Source organism: Lichenihabitans sp. PAMC28606, assembly GCF_020616535.1.
GTDB classification, from domain to species: domain Bacteria; phylum Pseudomonadota; class Alphaproteobacteria; order Rhizobiales; family Beijerinckiaceae; genus Lichenihabitans; species Lichenihabitans psoromatis.
The window spans coordinates 3,638,087-3,655,442 of record NZ_CP085136.1; the positions used below are offsets into that span (position 1 = coordinate 3,638,087).

The 17,356-nt window shown below is 62.9% G+C and carries 16 protein-coding genes; 7 read left to right on the plus strand and 9 right to left on the minus strand.

Going from position 1 to position 17,356, the window contains the following annotated elements; translation table 11 throughout:
• The first annotated feature begins 305 nt into the window (after window positions 1–305).
• On the plus strand, window positions 306–1,007 hold the full coding sequence (gene ctrA / locus LGH83_RS17175; RefSeq protein ID WP_131114590.1) for a response regulator transcription factor CtrA: 702 nt from the start codon (window positions 306–308) through the stop codon (window positions 1,005–1,007).
• Window positions 1,008–1,092: 85 nt separating this feature from the next.
• On the opposite strand, the gene LGH83_RS17180 is transcribed toward ctrA, so the two are convergent.
• Both LGH83_RS17180 and chpT read right to left on the minus strand, forming a co-directional pair.
• The gene (locus tag LGH83_RS17180; protein ID WP_227399685.1) at window positions 1,093–1,458 is read right to left on the minus strand and encodes a response regulator; all 366 of its coding nucleotides are present in this window, start codon (window positions 1,456–1,458) and stop codon (window positions 1,093–1,095) included.
• 97 nt (window positions 1,459–1,555) lie between these two features.
• Window positions 1,556–2,275, minus strand: a complete 720-nt coding sequence (chpT, locus tag LGH83_RS17185; RefSeq protein WP_227399686.1) for a histidine phosphotransferase ChpT — start codon at window positions 2,273–2,275, stop codon at window positions 1,556–1,558.
• 352 nt (window positions 2,276–2,627) lie between these two features.
• On the opposite strand from chpT, the gene cysQ reads away from it, so the two are divergent.
• The 3 genes from cysQ (at window position 2,628) to LGH83_RS17200 (ending at window position 5,346) form a co-directional block, all read left to right on the plus strand.
• Complete coding sequence (gene cysQ, locus LGH83_RS17190) at window positions 2,628–3,449, plus strand: 3'(2'),5'-bisphosphate nucleotidase CysQ (RefSeq protein WP_227399687.1); 822 nt, start codon at window positions 2,628–2,630, stop codon at window positions 3,447–3,449.
• 165 nt (window positions 3,450–3,614) lie between these two features.
• The gene (locus LGH83_RS17195; RefSeq protein ID WP_131114593.1) at window positions 3,615–4,199 is read left to right on the plus strand and encodes a DUF1134 domain-containing protein; all 585 of its coding nucleotides are present in this window, start codon (window positions 3,615–3,617) and stop codon (window positions 4,197–4,199) included.
• Between the two features lie 94 nt (window positions 4,200–4,293).
• Window positions 4,294–5,346 (plus strand): hypothetical protein, encoded by a 1,053-nt coding sequence (locus LGH83_RS17200; protein WP_227399688.1) that lies wholly within the window; start codon window positions 4,294–4,296, stop codon window positions 5,344–5,346.
• Window positions 5,347–5,697: 351 nt separating this feature from the next.
• Here LGH83_RS17200 and fumC read toward each other — a convergent pair whose 3' ends face one another.
• Window positions 5,698–7,113, minus strand: a complete 1,416-nt coding sequence (fumC, locus tag LGH83_RS17205) for a class II fumarate hydratase (RefSeq protein WP_227399689.1) — start codon at window positions 7,111–7,113, stop codon at window positions 5,698–5,700.
• Window positions 7,114–7,293: 180 nt separating this feature from the next.
• Between fumC and LGH83_RS17210 the strand changes: the two genes are divergently transcribed.
• Both LGH83_RS17210 and LGH83_RS17215 read left to right on the plus strand, forming a co-directional pair.
• On the plus strand, window positions 7,294–8,070 hold the full coding sequence (locus LGH83_RS17210; RefSeq protein ID WP_227399690.1) for a GyrI-like domain-containing protein: 777 nt from the start codon (window positions 7,294–7,296) through the stop codon (window positions 8,068–8,070).
• Between the two features lie 19 nt (window positions 8,071–8,089).
• The gene (locus tag LGH83_RS17215) at window positions 8,090–8,584 is read left to right on the plus strand and encodes a CAP domain-containing protein (RefSeq protein WP_227399691.1); all 495 of its coding nucleotides are present in this window, start codon (window positions 8,090–8,092) and stop codon (window positions 8,582–8,584) included.
• Here LGH83_RS17215 and LGH83_RS17220 read toward each other — a convergent pair.
• The 6 genes from LGH83_RS17220 to LGH83_RS17245 all read right to left on the minus strand — a co-directional run bounded on the left by LGH83_RS17220 (window position 8,548) and on the right by LGH83_RS17245 (window position 16,413).
• The gene (locus LGH83_RS17220; RefSeq protein WP_227399692.1) at window positions 8,548–9,645 is read right to left on the minus strand and encodes a 3-deoxy-7-phosphoheptulonate synthase; all 1,098 of its coding nucleotides are present in this window, start codon (window positions 9,643–9,645) and stop codon (window positions 8,548–8,550) included. The two genes, LGH83_RS17215 and LGH83_RS17220, sit on opposite strands and share 37 nt — an antisense overlap.
• 233 nt (window positions 9,646–9,878) lie before the next feature.
• Window positions 9,879–12,182, minus strand: coding sequence for an FdhF/YdeP family oxidoreductase (locus LGH83_RS17225; RefSeq protein WP_227401899.1), 2,304 nt, complete (start codon window positions 12,180–12,182; stop codon window positions 9,879–9,881).
• 242 nt (window positions 12,183–12,424) lie between these two features.
• Window positions 12,425–13,042, minus strand: coding sequence for an urease accessory protein UreE (locus LGH83_RS17230; protein WP_227399693.1), 618 nt, complete (start codon window positions 13,040–13,042; stop codon window positions 12,425–12,427).
• A gap of 1 nt (window position 13,043) precedes the next feature.
• Entirely contained in the window at window positions 13,044–13,340 is a 297-nt protein-coding gene (locus tag LGH83_RS17235) for a putative quinol monooxygenase (RefSeq protein WP_165491084.1), read from the minus strand.
• 66 nt (window positions 13,341–13,406) lie between these two features.
• A complete protein-coding gene (locus tag LGH83_RS17240) occupies window positions 13,407–15,143 on the minus strand; it encodes an ABC transporter ATP-binding protein (protein ID WP_227401900.1) in 1,737 nt (578 codons plus the stop codon).
• A gap of 88 nt (window positions 15,144–15,231) precedes the next feature.
• Window positions 15,232–16,413, minus strand: coding sequence for an NAD(P)/FAD-dependent oxidoreductase (locus LGH83_RS17245; RefSeq protein WP_227399694.1), 1,182 nt, complete (start codon window positions 16,411–16,413; stop codon window positions 15,232–15,234).
• Window positions 16,414–16,587: 174 nt separating this feature from the next.
• On the opposite strand from LGH83_RS17245, the gene rph reads away from it, so the two are divergent.
• A complete protein-coding gene (rph, locus tag LGH83_RS17250) occupies window positions 16,588–17,307 on the plus strand; it encodes a ribonuclease PH (protein WP_227399695.1) in 720 nt (239 codons plus the stop codon).
• Window positions 17,308–17,356: the final 49 nt, after the last annotated feature.

A 17,356-nucleotide genomic window follows, 5' to 3' on the forward strand; every position in this document is an offset into this window, starting at 1 on the left:
TCTCATTGTGATCGGCCGATATCGGTCATTCTAAGCGACAGGCTCGTTGTCGCTTTGAATGAGCGCGTCGTTAAGGTCCTGCAGTGCTTATGGTCAAATTTCCTCAGAAAGATAAAATGCTTAGCCCGATCCCTTAATAAGACGGTGGAACAAGGCGAACGGATAAATTTCGTTAACCATTCCCGGTTACCTTTAACTTACTGCCAAGTATTGGCGACGGCCTTTTCGCCCAGCAACGTCCGCGAGCCTGCCTCTCGGGGACGGCGTCGCAGCCAGGTCAATCGAGGCTAGGGTGGGGATCTCATATGCGCGTTCTATTGATCGAAGACGACGGCGCTACGGCCCAAAGCATCGAGCTGATGCTGAAATCCGAGAACTTCAACGTGTACACGACCGACCTCGGCGAAGAGGGGATCGATCTCGGCAAGCTCTATGATTACGACATCATCCTGCTCGACCTGAACCTGCCCGACATGTCGGGCTATGAAGTCCTGCGCACATTGCGGGTCGCCAAGGTTAAAACGCCGATCCTGATTCTGTCCGGTCTCGCCGGCATCGAGGATAAGGTGAAGGGTCTTGGTTTCGGGGCCGACGATTACCTGACCAAGCCGTTCCACAAGGACGAGCTCGTGGCCCGCATCCATGCCATCGTGCGCCGCTCCAAGGGGCACGCCCAGTCGGTCATCACCACGGGCGATCTGATCGTCAATCTCGATCAGAAGACGGTCGAGGTCTCCGGCTCGCGCGTGCATCTGACCGGCAAGGAATATCAGATGCTGGAGCTGCTCTCGCTCCGCAAGGGCACGACGCTGACCAAGGAAATGTTCCTCAATCATCTTTACGGCGGCATGGACGAGCCGGAATTGAAGATCATCGACGTCTTCATCTGCAAGCTTCGCAAGAAGCTCGCCAACGCGAGCCACGGCCGCAACTTCATCGAGACGGTTTGGGGTCGCGGTTATGTGCTGCGCGAGCCGAATGAAGCGGAAGATCGCATCACCGCCTGACGGCTGCGACGCCGCCAAGAATATGTTCAAGCGCCAGGCCTCGTGCCTGGCGTTTTGCGTTGCGGATCGTGACGCTTTCTTACATTCACAGCAAACCGAGAGCGACGACCTTGGCGCGCAGGATCTCGCCATCGAACGGCTTCATTACATAATCGTCGACGCCAGCCTGGAGCGCGCGCTCGATATGTGCCACGTCGTTTTCCGTCGTACAAAGCACGAGCTTTGGTGCGAGGCCACCGGGAAGCGTCCGGAGTTTCCGCGCGAAAGCGAAGCCATCCATGACGGGCATGTTCCAGTCGAGCAGAATCACGTCCGGCATACGCGCCAGACACGCGCCGAGAGCCTGCTGGCCGTCCGCGGCTTCGAGCGTGTCGAACCGGAGATCTTGGAAAATCCGGCAAGCGACTTTGCGGATCACTGCCGAATCGTCGACCACGAGCGCCTGAACCATAAGAATCTCCGCAGCGACCGGGCCCGTCGTTCGTTCGGAGAGCAGTATGACGGCCGACGCTTAACCGCGACTGAAAGTGCCGCGCGGTGACGAGCCTCTAGAGATCGAATACGTCGTTTGGGTCCCGCTCGATCGACGTCGCTGCGCCGGGGACCGTATCGGCATGCACCGGGGCCGCAACCGGCTTGGCTTCGATCAGCACGACGTCGTCCAGCGTGCCGATGCTGATCTCATAATCGATCTGCCGAGCCACCAGCCCGGTGAAAAACGGCTGGATCGCGTGAGCGTCGATCGTATCATTCTCCGGCTTGCCGGCGAGCAGACCCGCCAGCGCATGATTGACCCGCGGATTAACGCCGCGTGCGACGAGCCGGATGTCCGGGGCCTCGCTGGGGCCGGAGGTCGAGACCGTGACGACGCCGCCACGAGGGATGGTGCCGGCCGCGATCACGCAGAGATTCAGGATCAGTTTGACTTTGTTCTTGGGCATCAGCACGCGCGGTGCGGTCCAGTCGAGCTTGACCTTGTCGTCGCCGAAGAGGCCACGCGTCACACTTTCGGCGTCGCCCGTGTCGATCGAGGCTCCGGCGGAACCAGCCGCGCCGAAAGCCAGCCGGCAGAATTGAAGTTTGGCCGAGGCGGTGTTGGCGCTCTTTTTGATGAGGTCGAGCGCGAAAACGCGTGTGTCTGCGTCGTTATCGTCTTCGAGCACCTCAAGGCCGTTGACGATAGCGCCGACCGGGCTAATCACGTCGTGGCAAACGCGGGAGCAAAGCAGGGCCGCGAGGTCCAGAGCGTCGAGCGCGAAGGTCGTCATGGCGGGTCCCGGATCTGGCGCCAATGCGCCGCAAGATACAACCGCCGCCCAGGGCGGCCGTGCTAACGGGCCCACACCATCAGAGCGTCGATACCCGGTTGCGCCGGAGCATCGCCGAATCAAAGGTTTGCGACCGAGGCGACTTTTTGATAGCGTAACCGTTGTCGGTTTGAAAGCCGATCCGCCCTTAACGCAGGGGGGCGACGGTCCGTAGAAGCGTTTCCCGGGCGTCTGATGCCATGAAGCGCGGACAAGGTATGACATCTCAGTGACATATCCTCCTAGAGAGGCGGGCCTCTCCGACGATGCCAGCCTTGAGACCGACCCTCCCGGCGCGATCGATCGCGTCAGATTGGCTGATGATTTCGCTCAATTGGCGCTCGATGCCGCCGTTGCGATCATGCGGGTCTACACGACACGGGGATGCGCGTTTCACCTGAAAGCGGATCAGAGCCCCGTGAGCGAGGCAGACGAACAGGCCGAGGTCGTGATCCTGGCGGGGCTGAAACATTGCGCGCCGGGCATTCCGGTGCTGGCCGAAGAGGCAGCGGCGCGGGGGTCCAAGCCGGCCCTCGACGGTCAGTTTATCCTGGTCGATCCCGTCGACGGCACAAAGGAATTCATAGGCGGAAGCGGCGAGTTTACGGTCAATATCGCCTTGATCGAAGCAGGTCGCCCGGTTGTCGGCGTCGTTTATGCGCCGGTCTTGAAACGCCTCTGGTCAGCTGCCGGGGGCGTCGCCACGGTCTGTCGCGTCGAGCCAGGCCAGAGATTGGCCGATGCCACGGAGCGGCGGTCGATCCACGCACGCACGGCGCCGAACGGGGCCTATGTGGCCCTTGCCAGCCGTTCGCATTCGGATGCGCCGACCGAAGCGTTCTTGGCTAACCTTCCGGTTCGCGAGCGGCGGGAAGCGGGATCGTCGCTGAAATTCTGCGCCATTGCGGAAGGCGATGCCGACCTCTACCCGCGTTTCGGGCCGACGATGGAATGGGATACCGCGGCGGGTGATGCGGTGCTGCGCGCCGCGGGCGGCGTGGTTCTGTCGCTCGCTGGCGGTCCGCTCCTTTATGGGAAGACTGGCGAGGATTATCGCAACGGCGGTTTCGTGGCTTGGGGCGATCCGATCGCGGGTGAGCGCGAAGAGCAGGATCGGCTCGCCGACGCGCCTTGATCGATCGCAACCGATGGATTCGTTGTGATCCATTAACCAAGACGGCACATCATCGCTCGGAACGCCGGTTTTTAGCTTTGACGTTGCCATGTCGCCGACATGTTCACGTCCCAAGAGCGTTCTCGCCAGTCTGGATCGATGTAAGCTGTGCCTTTGGAGACCAACATGGTTGGATTGTCGCGGCGTGAGGTGATGATCGGTTCGGCCTCGGTGCTGATGAGTGCAGGCCTGGGGCCGGCCTTCGCCTATCAAGGCGACGAGCGCCCGCAGCGTTTTTCAACCGGTGAATTGGTCGAGAGCGGCCATAAGTTTTTTGGATCCGTGTCGCGAGGCTTGGCACAAGCGGTCGAGGAAGCCGGCCGTCGCTGGGGTCAGCCGAACGGCTATATCTTGGGGCAGGAGGCGTCAGGCGCCTTCATCGGCGGCGTTCGCTACGGCGAAGGTGTCATGTATACCCGCAATGCCGGCGACCAGCGAGTTTACTGGCAGGGTCCCTCCATCGGGTTCGATGTCGGCGGCGATGGCGATCGCACGATGATGCTGGTTTATAATCTGCCAGCGACGCGTGCGATTTTTCGCCGATTTCCTGGCCTTGATGGATCGGCTTATTTCGTCGGCGGTTTCGGCTTTACGGCTCTGACGGACCAGAACATCGTCGTCGTCCCGATCCGCTCCGGCGTCGGCGCACGGCTCGGCATCAATCTCTCCTATTTGAAGTTCACGACGCAATCGACGTGGAACCCCTTCTAGCCGTCGCCGTCGCGTGCCATGAAGACGGCTCGACCCAAGACCGGTCCACGGTCTCGGGCGTTGCGGCTTGGCGAGGCGTGAGGTTAAATCGGGCGTGATCGAACAGGCGATGATCTTCGCGCTTGGCTTTCTGATCGCCAGCTTGTTGTCTTTGCTGATGCTGCCCATCGTGTCGCGTCGCGCGGTTCGCTTGGCGACACGGCGGCTGCAGATGCTGGTGCCGCTCTCGATGGATGAGATTGCGGCCGATCGCGACCAGATTAGAGCCGCTCACGCTGTCACCTCGCGTCGGCTCGAGCAGCGGATTGAACGTCTGGTCGGCGACAAGGCCAAGGCGATGAGCGAAGCCGGTCGGTTCTCGGTCCAGTTGAAGACGCTGAACGAGGAGCATGCGCGCGTGTTGGCGCGGGCCGAGGTCCTGCAGCGAAATCTAGTTACGACGACCCTCGATGCTCACGAGGCACGCGCGACGCTTGGGCTTGAAATGCAGATGCTCCATGATGCGCTGGGCGTCGGCGAACGGCGTCTCGCGATCCTCCGGGGCATCGAGGCGCGGTTGGCGGCCGCTGAGGCGCTGATCGACCAGCAGCGCGGCATTATCGAGGGGCTCGAGATGCGCGGCACGGGACATGATCTCCGCATGAGAGCTTTGATGGCCAAAAATGTTACAGCGGCCCGGCAGTTCAGTGATGCGCGAACCCAGATTGCAGCCGTGACGCTCGATCTCGGTGCCGCGCGGGCCGAGATCGCGATGCTAAGCGGCAAGCGCGACGAGCTTCACGCCGATCTCGACATCGCGCGCACCAGCGCCCTCGACGGTGAGCGGCGGTTCGCGGCTCAAGCCGCGCAGATGGCTGAGCTTGCGTCCCGATTGGCCAACCAAAGTCACGAGCTTGCGATTGTGCAGGACGCGCTGGTCGAGGCGAAGAGGCGGGTGCAAGCGCTCGAGCAGGAGCGCGACGCCAAGCTGGAAGACATCGCTCCTTTGTCAGACCGCGTCGATGATCTTGCGGCGCTTCGCGAGACGATCAAGACTCTGGCGTCCGAGATGCTGCTGATGACGCAGAAGGTCGGATCGCAGGAGGGCGTTGCGCCGCCGCTATCGTCCGATCCTGTGGCTAGCTTTCAGAACAACGCTCCGGTCTGATCGCTGCCGTTGCGAGGGTCTTTGCGCCATCCCGTGACGAGCGTCGGAACCCGCCCTACACGGCGAAAGACGTGCCTTTGTTGATCGGTCGTCCGGCGCAGGAGGGACCTTGCCGCTCCAGCCCTCCGGTAGAACCAGGCTGACGCCGAATAACGGCAGCTTGATCCGTTCGGCCGCTCGTGCGCTCGTGCGCTCGTCGCCAGTGTCAGCAGCAAAACCACGGAGATCAGGCCGCGCCGGATCGAGGCTCCCTCCCAAGACATGGCACACCCTCAGGCTCCAAAGCAGTTTCGGCTCGATAACCGGCGCGCGTGACCAAGTCGCGACGCAAGTGAGAGGCACCGGCTCGGCTCAGAGCCGAGCTTCGGTCATCTCTTGCGGCTTCACCCACTCGTCGAATTGCGCGTCCGTCACGAAACCGAGCGTCAGCGCCGCCTCGCGAAGGCTGATATCCTCCTTATAGGCCAGCATCGAGATTTTGGCGGCCTTCTCGTAACCGATATGCGGGTTGAGTGCCGTCACGAGCATCAGCGAGTTTTCGAGGTTGCTGGCAATCTTCTTGCGGTTCGGCTCGATGCCCCGCGCGCAATGCTCGTCGAAGGCGCGGCAGGCGTCGGATAGCAGCATGATCGATTCGAGCAGGTTGTGCAGCATCACCGGCTTGAACACGTTGAGCTGGAAATTGCCCTGCGAGCCCGCGAATGCCACCGCATGATCGTTGCCAAACACCTGCACGGCCACCATCGTGAGGGCTTCGCATTGGGTCGGGTTGATCTTGCCCGGCATGATCGACGAGCCGGGCTCATTCTCGGGGATCGTCAATTCGTTGAAGCCGGCGCGCGGTCCGCAGGCGTACCACCGAACGTCGTTGGCGATCTTCATACAGGCCCCGGCGAGCGTGCGGAGCGTGGCGCTTGCGGCCACCACCGCGTCGTGCGCCGAGAGGGCCGCAAATTTGTTGGGCGCGGAACAGAAGGGTTGGCCGGTCTCCGTCGCGATCTTGGCGGCTGCGGCATCGCCGAACTTGGGATGCGCGTTGAGGCCGGTGCCGACTGCGGTGCCGCCGATCGCCAGGGCATAGAGGCCGGGCAGGGTGCGACGCACGCCCTCGATGGCGTCATCAAGTTGCGACACCCAGCCCGACATGACCTGCTGCAAGGTGAGAGGCGTCGCATCTTGCAGATGGGTTCGACCAACCATGACGACGTCGGCAAATTCAGCGGCCTTGCCGGCCAGTGTCTCACGCAGCGCCGTCACGGCGGGGATCAGGTCGCGCTCGATCTCTTCGACGGCGGCGATATGCATCACAGTCGGGAAGGCGTCGTTCGAGGACTGGCCGTGATTCACGTCGTCGTTCGGATGGATCGGCGTCTTGGAGCCGAGCACCCCACCCGCGATCGCGATCGCGCGGTTGGCGATCACTTCATTGGCGTTCATATTGGTTTGCGTGCCTGAACCCGTTTGAAATACGACGAGCGGGAATTCCGCGTCCCAGCGACCATCGATCACCTCCTGAGCGGCCTGGACGATCAGCTTGACCTTTGAGTCCGGCAATTGCCCGAGGTCGAGATTGGCGAGTGCGGCGCATTTCTTCAGGATGCCGAGCGCGCGGACGACAGGACGCCGCCACTGGAAGCGCTCGACGCCAATCGGAAAATAAGTGAGCGAGCGCTGTGTCTGCGCCCCCCAGAGATGATCGGCCGGGACTTGGACCTCGCCGAGCGAGTCTTTTTCGATGCGGTTCGCGTTGTGGCTGGTGTCGGTCATGATTCTGAAGTCCTGGTCCGAACGGATATGGTGCGGACATAGACCCAAAAGCCGCAGCGTTCAAAAGGCTTCGTACGGATCTCGTTTCGCTCGGCGCCATTGTGCGACGCAAGGCTTCTTCGGTAGATTGCGGCGCAAGCCGGTCCGGCGGTGGGATGGGACGTTCATATGAGGCGGTTCATGGGTAAGACGACAACACTGCAGGCTGCTCGGCTGCTCACGTCCCTGATCCTGGCGGCGACGCCGATCGCTCCTGCCCTGGCGCAGTCGGTCGCGACGCCAGCGCCCGCAAGCCAGGACACGACCTCCGCGCCGCCTGCTCAAGCTCAGGCACCCGCGACGCCAGCCGTGACGCCGCCTGTCGCTCCTACAGCCTCGACGCCGGTCGCGCCTCCGGCAGCCGCGGCCCCTGTTTCACCCACAACGGCCGCGCCAGCGTCGCCTGCACCCAAGACGGAGGCGACCTCCCCCGACAAGACCCCGCCCGACACGTCCATCAGCCAAACCATGACGTTACCGGCACGGCCCGCCGTGGTGATCTCCGGCAAAGCCACATGGGACGAGGGCTTCAAATCGATCACCGAGGCTTTCGCAACCCTCAACGCGACTTTGGCCCAGAACAAGATCACCGGCGCGGGACGCCCGCTCGCCGTCTTCACCGAAACGGATGATTCGGGGTTCAAATTCTCGGCCATGATCCCGATCGACAAAGCGCCGGAGGGCAAGACCGAGCTGAGCCCGACCGTGTCGATCGGTGAAACGCCGTCCGGCAAGGCGATGCGGTTCCAGCATCGCGGCTCCTATGACGACATCGATTCGACCTACGAGGCCATCACGGCCTATCTCGACGAGAAGGGTCTCGAGGCAAAAAACATGTTTGCCGAGGAATATCTCGATCAGGTCAAGACGTCCGACGACAATTCCCTCGAGGTCGACATCTACGTGTTCCTGAAGTGAGATCCTGCGTTTGAACGTGATGAGGGTCAGCCGCCTCGCGCTGTTGAGTGCGACGGTCGGCCTTCTGGCGGGGTGTTCGAGTGGCGTGCTGCCCTCGCTCGGGTCTATCGAGCATGGGTCGACCGCCGTCCTGCCGGTCGATCAGGCGGCAGCGAGTACGCTCGTCTCCGACTATCGACGGCAGCATGGGCTCACGAGCGTCGGCACCGACACGGCTCTGCAACGCGTCGCTCAGGCACAGGCCGATGCGATGGCCTCGGCCAATCAGCTCAGCCATACGGTGGCAGGGTCCCTGCCGACCCGGCTTGCGGTCTTCGGACGCTCGCGCGGAGCCTCGGTCGAGAATGTCTCGGCCGGCTATGCCAGCCTATCGGCCGCGCTCGCCGGTTGGCGGCGGTCGGCGCCTCATAACGCCAACCTGCTTTATGCCCCGATGCGGCGCATCGGGGTTGCGGCCGCCAACGCGCCGGGGACGCGTTATAAGACGTTCTGGGCGCTGGTCATGACCGACTGAGGCCGCGCGTTTTGACGACGGCGGGTCACCCCATCGGCTAGATCGTCGAGAACCCTCACCGTTGTGGTCCAGTCGATACAGCCGTCCGTGATGCTCTGGCCGTAGACGAGCGGTTGACCGGGCACGAGCTCCTGCCGACCGGCGACGAGATGGCTTTCGACCATGGCGCCCATGATGCGCCGATCGCCCGACGCGATTTGTGCCGCCACATCGGCGATCACGAGTGGTTGGTTCTCGGGTTTCTTGGCGCTGTTGGCATGGCTCGCGTCGATCATGATGCGGACCGGCAAGCCGCATTGCGCCGCGACCTGTGCTGCGGCCGCGACGCTCGCGGCATCGAAATTCGGTCCGCGCCCGCCGCGCAGGATGATGTGGCAATCCGGATTGCCAGTCGTGGCCGCGACGGCCGCGCGTCCATCCTTCGTGACCGCCAGAAAATGGTGCGGGTCGGCGGCTGCGCGCATCGCGTCGAGCGCGATGCGGACATTCCCATCCGTGCCATTCTTGAACCCGACCGGGCATGACAAGCCCGAGCTCAGCTCCCGGTGGACCTGGCTCTCGGTCGTGCGGGCGCCGATCGCGCCCCAACCGACGAGATCGGCCAGATATTGCGGTGTCGTCATATCGAGAAACTCGCAACCGGCCGCCAGCCCCATGCTGTTGATATCGACCAGCAGGCTTCGGGCGAGCCTGAGCCCCTTCTCGACATTGAAGCTGCCGTCGAGATCGGGATCGTTGATCAGTCCCTTCCAGCCGACGGTGGTGCGCGGCTTCTCGAAATAGACCCGCATGACCAGAACGAGCCGATCGTCAAAGCGCTGCTGTTCGTCGTTGAGCCGGGCCGCATAATCGAGCGCCGCATGAGGATCGTGGATCGAGCAGGGACCGACGATCACGGCGAGGCGGTCATCGCGACCGTGCAGAATGTCATGCAGAGCGTCGCGGGTCCGCAACACCGTTGCGGTTGCGGCAGGCGTGCGGGGAAATTCGCGCATCACCTCGGCGGGGGTCGAGAGCGCCTGAATGGAACGAATGCGGGTATCGTCGGGCGAGGGAAGCATGGCCGGGATCCTGTTGGGTGAGGCATCCGGCGGGCATAAAAAAAGCCGCCAAATGGTCTGGCGGCTGTTTGGGATGGTGGTTTTGGCTTTTGTCTAAAGCACGCGCACCCCTACCTCCGCCTGTGGCCTCGGATAGCCATAAAACCAGGTTGAGGACAAAAACTGCGCCATGGCCTCGTGCTTAGACCAACCTCGCGGCCTTGTCACGTTCCATCGCGCAGCCGATAGCGGTGTTACACGCTCAACGAGATCGTGACCGGAATCGATTTTGCAGCCGGTACCTTGCTGTGCTCGGCATGGTGCCAGAGCGGGATCAACGGGTTGCATTCGGGGTAGTAGCCGCCGCAGCAGCCTTCCGGGATGTCATAGGCGATGATCCGAAGGCCGGACACTTCGCGCTTCATATCGGCCGCGACCGTCGTGAGCGTCACGATATCGCCGTCCTTGAGGGCGAGGCGATCGATGTCATGCTGGTTCATGAACACGATCTTGCGCGTTCCCTTCACGCCGCGAAAACGATCGTCGTATCCATAGATCGTCGTATTGAACTGGTCGTTGCTGCGAAGCGTCATCAACCGCAACACATCGATGCTGTCGGACGGCATGTCCGGGTTTTCGTCGAGACCACGCGGGACGATAAAATTGGCTTTGCCGGTCTTTGTCTTCCAGACCCGATTACGCGCCGGCACCGGACGCGGGAAACCGCCGGGCTTGAACATCCGCGCGTTGAAGTCTTTGAACTGCTCGGGGTAGGTCGCCTCGATCTTGTCGCGAACAAGCGAATAGTCGTCGCACCAGGCATCCCAATCGATGTGGGGATTGGGTGGCAGCGTCGCCTTGGCCATTTCCGCAACGATACGCGGCTCGGACAGGAGATCCTTGGACACCGGGGTGCGGACGCCCCGAGAGCCATGGATGAAGGCTGTACTGTCCTCGATCGCGACCGCCTGTTTGCCAGTTTTCTGCAAGTCGATGTCGGTTCGGGCGAGACACGGAAGAATGTAAGAGACCTCGCCCCGGATCAGGTGGGCCCGGTTCAGCTTGGTCGAGATCTGCACACTCAGCCGAATGCGGCTCCACGCCGCTTCGATCGCGTCTGTCTCAGGAACGGCGCGGATGAAGTTGCCGCCAAGCCCGATGAACGCTTTGACGTCGCCCTTGAGAATGCTCTCGCAGGCCTCCACGGTGTTGAGACCCTTGTCGTGCGGGGGCTCGAATTTATACAGCTCGCGCAGCTTATCCATCGGGACGAGTTCAGGCTTTTCGGTGATGCCGACGGTGCGCTGGCCTTGGACGTTGGAATGGCCGCGCACGGGGCAGATGCCGGCCCCGGCCTTGCCGATGTTCCCCCGCAACAGCAGGAGGTTGACGAGCATCTGGCAGTTTTCGACGCCGGTCCGATGTTGCGTCAGTCCCATGCCATAGACGCTCATCACGGCAGACGAGCGCATGTAGACGGCGGCTGCTGCCTCCAGGTTCTTCCGCGTGAGGCCGGACTGCCGCTCGAGGTCGGCCCAGTCATGACGCCGCGTCTCGGCCGCGAAGTCCTCGAAGCCATGCGTGTGGGTCGCGATGAAATCGACGTCCAAAATGCGCGGATCACCCGAAGCGATGGCCGCATCGTCTGCCGCCACGATGGCTTTGCACAGGCCCATGACGGCCGCGAGATCGCCGCCGGCTTTGACCTGATGATATTGCGTGCTGATGCGGGTGGATTCGCCGCTGAGCATCTCGGTTGGCGATTGCGGATTGGTGAAGGTGAGCAGCCCACGTTCTTTCAGCGGGTTGAAGGTGATGATCGGCACGCCGCGCTTCCGGGCATCCTGCAATTGGTGCAGCATGCGCGGGCTGCTGGTCCCCACATTTTGACCGAAGAACATGATGCAATCGGTCTTCTCGAAATCCTCGAGATCGACGGTGCCGACCGGTGAGCCGATGCTGGCCGGAAGCGCGACCGACGTGCTCTCGTGGCACATGTTCGAACTATCCGGGAAATTGTTGGTGCCCATCAGGCGGCCGAACAGAGCGTACATGTAGGACGCTTCGAGCGAGGCGCGGCCGGAGAGATACAGCACGACCGCTTTCGGATCGCAGGCGCGCAGTTCACGTCCAATTTCGGCGAAAGCATCGCCCCACGACACGGGTCGATAGCGGTCGGTTTCGGGGTCGTAGCGCATCGGATGCGTGAGGCGACCGGCTTCTTCGAGGTTATAGTCCGGCCACGTCAGCAACTCGCTGACCGTATGCTGCCGGAAGAAGGCCGGCGTGACCGTCTTCGGCGTCATCTCCCAGGCGGTCGCCTTCGCGCCGTTCTCGCAAAACTCGAACGTGTTGGGCTTTTCGGGCTTGGCCCAGGCGCAACTCGGGCAAACGAAGCCATTCGGCTTATTCTGCAGCAGCAGGGCGGTGCCGCTCCGCAACAGCGAGCCTTCGCGAGGCAGGATGTCGACGAGCGACTTGACCGATCCCCACCCCCCGGATGGCGCCTCATACGGCTTGATCGTGACGGGTTCGCCGGTATCCGGATCTTTGCTCATGCTCACGCTGCCCGTCGTTTCCGGTGGCGGCGCGGATCGGTCCTCACCGAGCCACCCCCAACCGGTCATCTGTTACGGCTAAGATCGGCGCGCTCATGCAGCGTGCCGACTTATGTCGCGAACGCTTCGGGTTTTGAACGGTTCCAGAGACGTTCGCGTGGCAAGCTGTAGCAAGGGCTCGCTGAGACGTTGGGCTGGTGGTGCTTCAGCGCGGAGCGACGTCGCCGAATGCGACCCGCGCTTCAGTCGTGTGGATGATGATGATCGTGATCATGACCGCCGTGATCGTGGTCGTGGTGCTTGTGGTCGTCAGCCTTATGGCCGTGCGCCTCGTGTCCGTGACCTGCGTGGTCATGCCCGTGATGATCGTGGTCGTGATGATCATGGTCGTGAGCCGACGCCGCATAGGCGCCGCCCTCGGGATCGAACGACGTCTCGATCGACGTGATCTTGACCCCGAGCGCCGCCAGCACCGTCTCGATGGCGGCATCGGGGCGGAGGCGGATCCCGTTCGGCAGCACCTGCGCCGCAAGATGCCGACTGCCGATCTGCAAGGCGGCCCGAACGAGATCGCCCGGCGTGCGACTGCGAAGTTCGATGAGCTGTTCCGGTGCGGCGACGACGTCCACAAGGCGTCCGTCATCAAGCACGAGGGCATCGCCGCCGCGCAGCATGATGGCCTCCGGAAGGTCAAATTCAATCGCGAGGCCGCGCACGCCGCTCGTCTTCAGTCCGGGTCGGTTTCGGTCGGCAAAATCCAACACCACCGTATCGGCCGGCATGGCGGCCCCAAACTCATGCTGCGCCTTCACGGCTATCGCACGCGCCATCACTGTCGTTCCCTCAACATCGCGGCTCATGTCAAAGCGTTTCGACATGATCGGGCGAAATAATTTCGACCTTGACCTTCTCGACGAAGTCGGCCGACACGCGCTGCCAGGCCTTGAGGTGAGGGGTCTCGAAATGCTGGGCGAGAGCCTCGCGCGAGCCCCAACGCTCCACGAACACGAAACAGTTCGGCTCGGTGATGCTGCTGAGAAGATCGTAGGAGTGGCACTCTGCCTCTTTCACGCTGGCGCCGATCACGGTCCGGGCATTCTCGAGAAAGTCGGCGCGGTGTTCCGACCGCACCGTTATGGTTGCGACGACATAGATCATGACCATCTCCCAATTCGTCCCGCGCGGCCCTGCGGGTGTCGTGTTGTAAGCCGCAGGTGCGGAGCGTCAATGAGCCGGAACGTTACCGGCAATGCCATATTGCGCGTCATGCAACCTGCGATAACTGCTGTTGCGCGCCAGAAGCTCAGCATGTCGGCCCTGCTCGTCGATGCCGGCGCCATCGATCACCACGATCCGGTCGGCATTCTGGATCGTGGCGAGCCGATGCGCGATCACCAGCGTCGTCCGCCCCTGCGACAACTCCGCAAGCGAGCGCTGGATGGCGCGTTCGGTTTCGGTATCGAGCGCCGAGGTGGCTTCGTCGAGGATCAGGATGGGCGGGTTTTTCAGGAACATGCGCGCGATCGCGATCCGCTGCTTCTGGCCGCCCGACAGCTTGACACCGCGCTCTCCCACGATCGTGTCGAGACCCGCTGGCATGCCGGTGATCATGGTGTCGAGCCGAGCCCGACGGGCCGCATCGAGGATCTCCGCGTCGCTGGCGCCGAGGCGGCCGTAGGCGATGTTGTCGCGGATGGTACCGCCGAACAGGAACACGTCCTGTTGCACGATGCCGATATGTCGGCGGAGCGACGCCAGCGTCATGGCCCGGATGTTGATCCCATCGATCGTGATGCGCCCGCCGGTCGCATCGTAAAACCGTGGCAACAGCGAGCAGATCGTGGTCTTGCCCGCGCCGGACGGACCCACGAACGCGACCGTTTCGCCCGCCGCGATCGACAGGTCGACGTGCTGCAGGATGGGCCGGCCTGCCGTGTAGCCGAAGCTCACATCCTCGAAGCGGACGTCGCCGCGCAAATGATCGATATCGCGAGCGCCGGGCGCGTCGGCGACATCGGGTTCGGTGTCGAGCAACTCCGTGTAGCGACGGAACCCGGCGATGCCTTTGGGGTAGCTTTCGATCACGGCGTTGATCTTGTCGATCGGCCGCAGAAACACGCCGACCAGAAGCAGAAAGCCGACGAAGCCGCCGTTGGACAATTGGCCATGCAGAACGAACCAGGTGCCGGCCACCATCACGGCCATCTGGATGATCCGCATGCCGAGGTAGGACAGCGACTGGTTGGCCGCCATGATGCGATAGGCTTCGAGCTTGGTGTCGCGATAGCGCGCGTTGTCGGCCGAGAAGAGGCTGCGCTCGTGATCCTCGTTGGCGAAAGCCTGGACGACCCGCATACCGCCGACGTTTTCCTCGATACGGACGTTGAAGGCCGCCACGCTTCCATAAAGCCGGCGCCAGTTATGGGTCATCTTGGCCCCGTAATGGCTGGTGATCCAGGCGATCGGAGGCACGACGGCTGCGGTGATGAGCGCTAGGTCGAGATTGACCCAGGCCATCAGCACGAAAGCGCCCGCAAAGGTCATGACGGCGATGAACAGGTCTTCCGGCCCGTGATGCGCGACCTCGCCGATCTCCTCGAGATCCTTGGTGACGCGGGCCACGAGATGGCCGGTCTTCTCGTTGTCATAGAATCGGAACGAGAGCTTCTGCAGGTGATCGAAGCTCTTTCGCCGCATCTCGGTCTCGATGTTGATGCCGAGCTTGTGGCCCCAATAGGTCACGATGGCCATGAGGCCCGTGTTGAGCAGGTAAACTGCGACGAGACCCGCGGAGGCGAGCAGGATCAGACCCCAGTCCCGGCCCGGCAGCAACGTATCGACGAAGACCTTCACGGCGATCGGAAAGCCAAGCTCCAACAGACCGGAGAGGACCGCGCATGAAAAGTCGGCCAGGAACAGGCTGCGATAAGGCCCGTAATAGGCAAAGAAGCGCTTCAGCATGCCGGCTTTGTGGACCACACCCGTGCCGGGATCAAGCCGGCGATCGGTCACGATCGCGGCCACGTGAGATCGCTCTGGCGACGGCTCTCTACACGATATGTGCCTCGACCAGCGTTTCGCCTCGGGCGACGCGGCCGGGGTCGAAGCCGGAGAGATCGAGTGTGGTGTAGCGTCCGGCTGCGATGAGTTCGGCGACGCCGCGCCCCACCGCCGGCGATTGCTGCAGGCCGTGGCCCGAAAATCCGGCCGCAAGAATCATATTATCGAGGCCGGGCAGGGGACCGACAAGCGCGTTGTGATCATGCAGATTCATGTCGTAATGGCCCGCCCAGGAGCGACCGGGACGAATGCGCTCGAAAGCGGGCACGCGGGCCGCGAGGCCGGGCCAGATCACATCCTCGAACAAGGGCCAGTCGACATCGAAATCCGTCGCCTCCGGATCGCGGTCGGCGTTCGGCTGCACGCCGCAGAGAAAGCCTTGACCTTCCGGCCTGACGTAAAGGCCGGTCGGGTCGATCAGCAACGGACAATTGTCGATTTTATCCTCGGCCACGAAGGTGAAGATGCACCGCTTGCGCGCTTCGATCGGCAGTGAAACGCCGGCCGCGGCCGCAAGATCGCGGGCGCCCACCGCGCCGCCCGCATTCACCAAGGTGCCGCATGCCACGGTTTCGCCGCTCGCCAGCGTGACGGCGGTGATCCGCTGGCCCTCCCGCGTGATTGCGACGACGCGATCCTGCACATAGGTCACGCCGAGCGAGCGGGCTTTTCGCCGAAACGCCTGCATCAATCCATATCCGTCGTACCACCCTTCTCCCGTGCGGCCCCAGGTGCCGGCCGCGAGGTCGTCGGTGGCCAGCCAGGGAAAGCGCCGTTGCAGCGCCTCCGAGTCGAGCAGCAGAATGTCGGCCCCGTCTTCCACTTGGCGCCGATGATTGTCCTGCAGAGCGGATGCGCCGGCCGCCGTGGCGAGCGTGAGATAGCCGCCTTCCCTCAGGCCGATGTCGGGTCGCTCTCCCTCCACCTCGAGGATGGTGCCGATGTCGCGCATGAATTGAATGCCGAACAGCGACGCCCGGATGTTGATCGGGCTGGAGAACTGCTGGCGGATGCCGCTCGCCGAGAGCGCACTGGCGGCAGTCGCGTATGTCGGGTCGCGTTCGACGACGAGAATGCTGCCGGCAAAATCCGCATGGCTCGCAAGGTGGAAGGCGATGGAACTCCCCACAGCAGCCCCGCCGGCGATCACCACATCGAACTTGGTCTGCATAGCCGCGATCCGTTGAACCAGAATGACGACCTCTTCCATGCCATGGCGAGCCCGCTTCGCCCAGCCTTCGTGCGACGTCGCACCGGGTCACGCCATAGATTGCGGCAGTGTCCGGGCCGCCTTACAAACGCGCGTTCCGACGTCGCCGACGTTGGGTGATTTGGAGAGCGACAGATGCGGCCGTCAAAACGGACCTTCGATGAATTGCGACCCGTTTCGATGGAACGCCAAGTGGCGCGCTATGCGGAAGGCTCGTGCCTGATCAAGTTCGGAGACACGCATGTGCTCTGCACGGCTTCGCTCGAAGACAAGCCGCCGCCATGGTTGCGCGGCCAGGGTCGCGGCTGGGTGACGGCCGAATATTCCATGTTGCCGCGCGCGACCGCAACGCGCACCCGCCGCGAATCGACGTCCGGCAAGCCCTCCGGCCGCACCCAGGAAATTCAACGCCTGATCGGCCGTAGCTTAAGGGCGGTGGTCGACCTGCAAGGGCTCGGCGAACGGCAGATCACGCTCGATTGCGACGTCATCCAGGCCGACGGTGGCACCCGGACGGCGGCGATCACCGGCGCTTGGGTCGCGCTGCATGATTGTCTCGCCTGGATGCGGAGCCGCAGCATGGTCAAGGAAAGCCCGATTCGCGACCATGTGGCTGCGATCTCATGCGGTATCGTCAAGGGGGAAGCTGTGCTCGATCTCGACTACATCGAGGATTCCAGCGCCGAGACGGATGCGAATTTCGTCATCACCGGGTCGGGCGGCCTGGTCGAGGTGCAGGCGACGGCAGAAGGCTTGCCCTTTTCTAAAGAGCAGCTGAACACGCTGCTGACCTTGGCCGAAGGCGGTATCGGGCAACTCGTCGCCCTTCAGAAGCAGGTGATCGGCAAGGCCTGACCCTGCGTTTCAAGGCGCAACCCTTCAATGAAACGGCCCGGCCTGGATG

What these genes read in the sequence shown, in the direction of transcription:
- LGH83_RS17240 (WP_227401900.1), bottom strand. Translation starts at nt 15,143, where the DNA reads ATGCTGAAGCGCTTCTTTGCCTATTACGGGCCTTATCGCAGCCTGTTC.
- LGH83_RS17195 (WP_131114593.1), top strand. Translation starts at nt 3,615, where the DNA reads ATGGTTGGATTGTCGCGGCGTGAGGTGATGATCGGTTCGGCCTCGGTG.
- LGH83_RS17215 (WP_227399691.1), top strand. Translation starts at nt 8,090, where the DNA reads ATGAGGGTCAGCCGCCTCGCGCTGTTGAGTGCGACGGTCGGCCTTCTG.
- LGH83_RS17210 (WP_227399690.1), top strand. Translation starts at nt 7,294, where the DNA reads ATGGGTAAGACGACAACACTGCAGGCTGCTCGGCTGCTCACGTCCCTG.
- LGH83_RS17230 (WP_227399693.1), bottom strand. Translation starts at nt 13,042, where the DNA reads ATGAGCCGCGATGTTGAGGGAACGACAGTGATGGCGCGTGCGATAGCC.
- LGH83_RS17245 (WP_227399694.1), bottom strand. Translation starts at nt 16,413, where the DNA reads ATGCAGACCAAGTTCGATGTGGTGATCGCCGGCGGGGCTGCTGTGGGG.
- chpT (WP_227399686.1), bottom strand. Translation starts at nt 2,275, where the DNA reads ATGACGACCTTCGCGCTCGACGCTCTGGACCTCGCGGCCCTGCTTTGC.
- LGH83_RS17180 (WP_227399685.1), bottom strand. Translation starts at nt 1,458, where the DNA reads ATGGTTCAGGCGCTCGTGGTCGACGATTCGGCAGTGATCCGCAAAGTC.
- LGH83_RS17235 (WP_165491084.1), bottom strand. Translation starts at nt 13,340, where the DNA reads ATGATCTATGTCGTCGCAACCATAACGGTGCGGTCGGAACACCGCGCC.
- LGH83_RS17225 (WP_227401899.1), bottom strand. Translation starts at nt 12,182, where the DNA reads ATGAGCAAAGATCCGGATACCGGCGAACCCGTCACGATCAAGCCGTAT.
- fumC (WP_227399689.1), bottom strand. Translation starts at nt 7,113, where the DNA reads ATGACCGACACCAGCCACAACGCGAACCGCATCGAAAAAGACTCGCTC.
- rph (WP_227399695.1), top strand. Translation starts at nt 16,588, where the DNA reads ATGCGGCCGTCAAAACGGACCTTCGATGAATTGCGACCCGTTTCGATG.
- ctrA (WP_131114590.1), top strand. Translation starts at nt 306, where the DNA reads ATGCGCGTTCTATTGATCGAAGACGACGGCGCTACGGCCCAAAGCATC.
- LGH83_RS17220 (WP_227399692.1), bottom strand. Translation starts at nt 9,645, where the DNA reads ATGCTTCCCTCGCCCGACGATACCCGCATTCGTTCCATTCAGGCGCTC.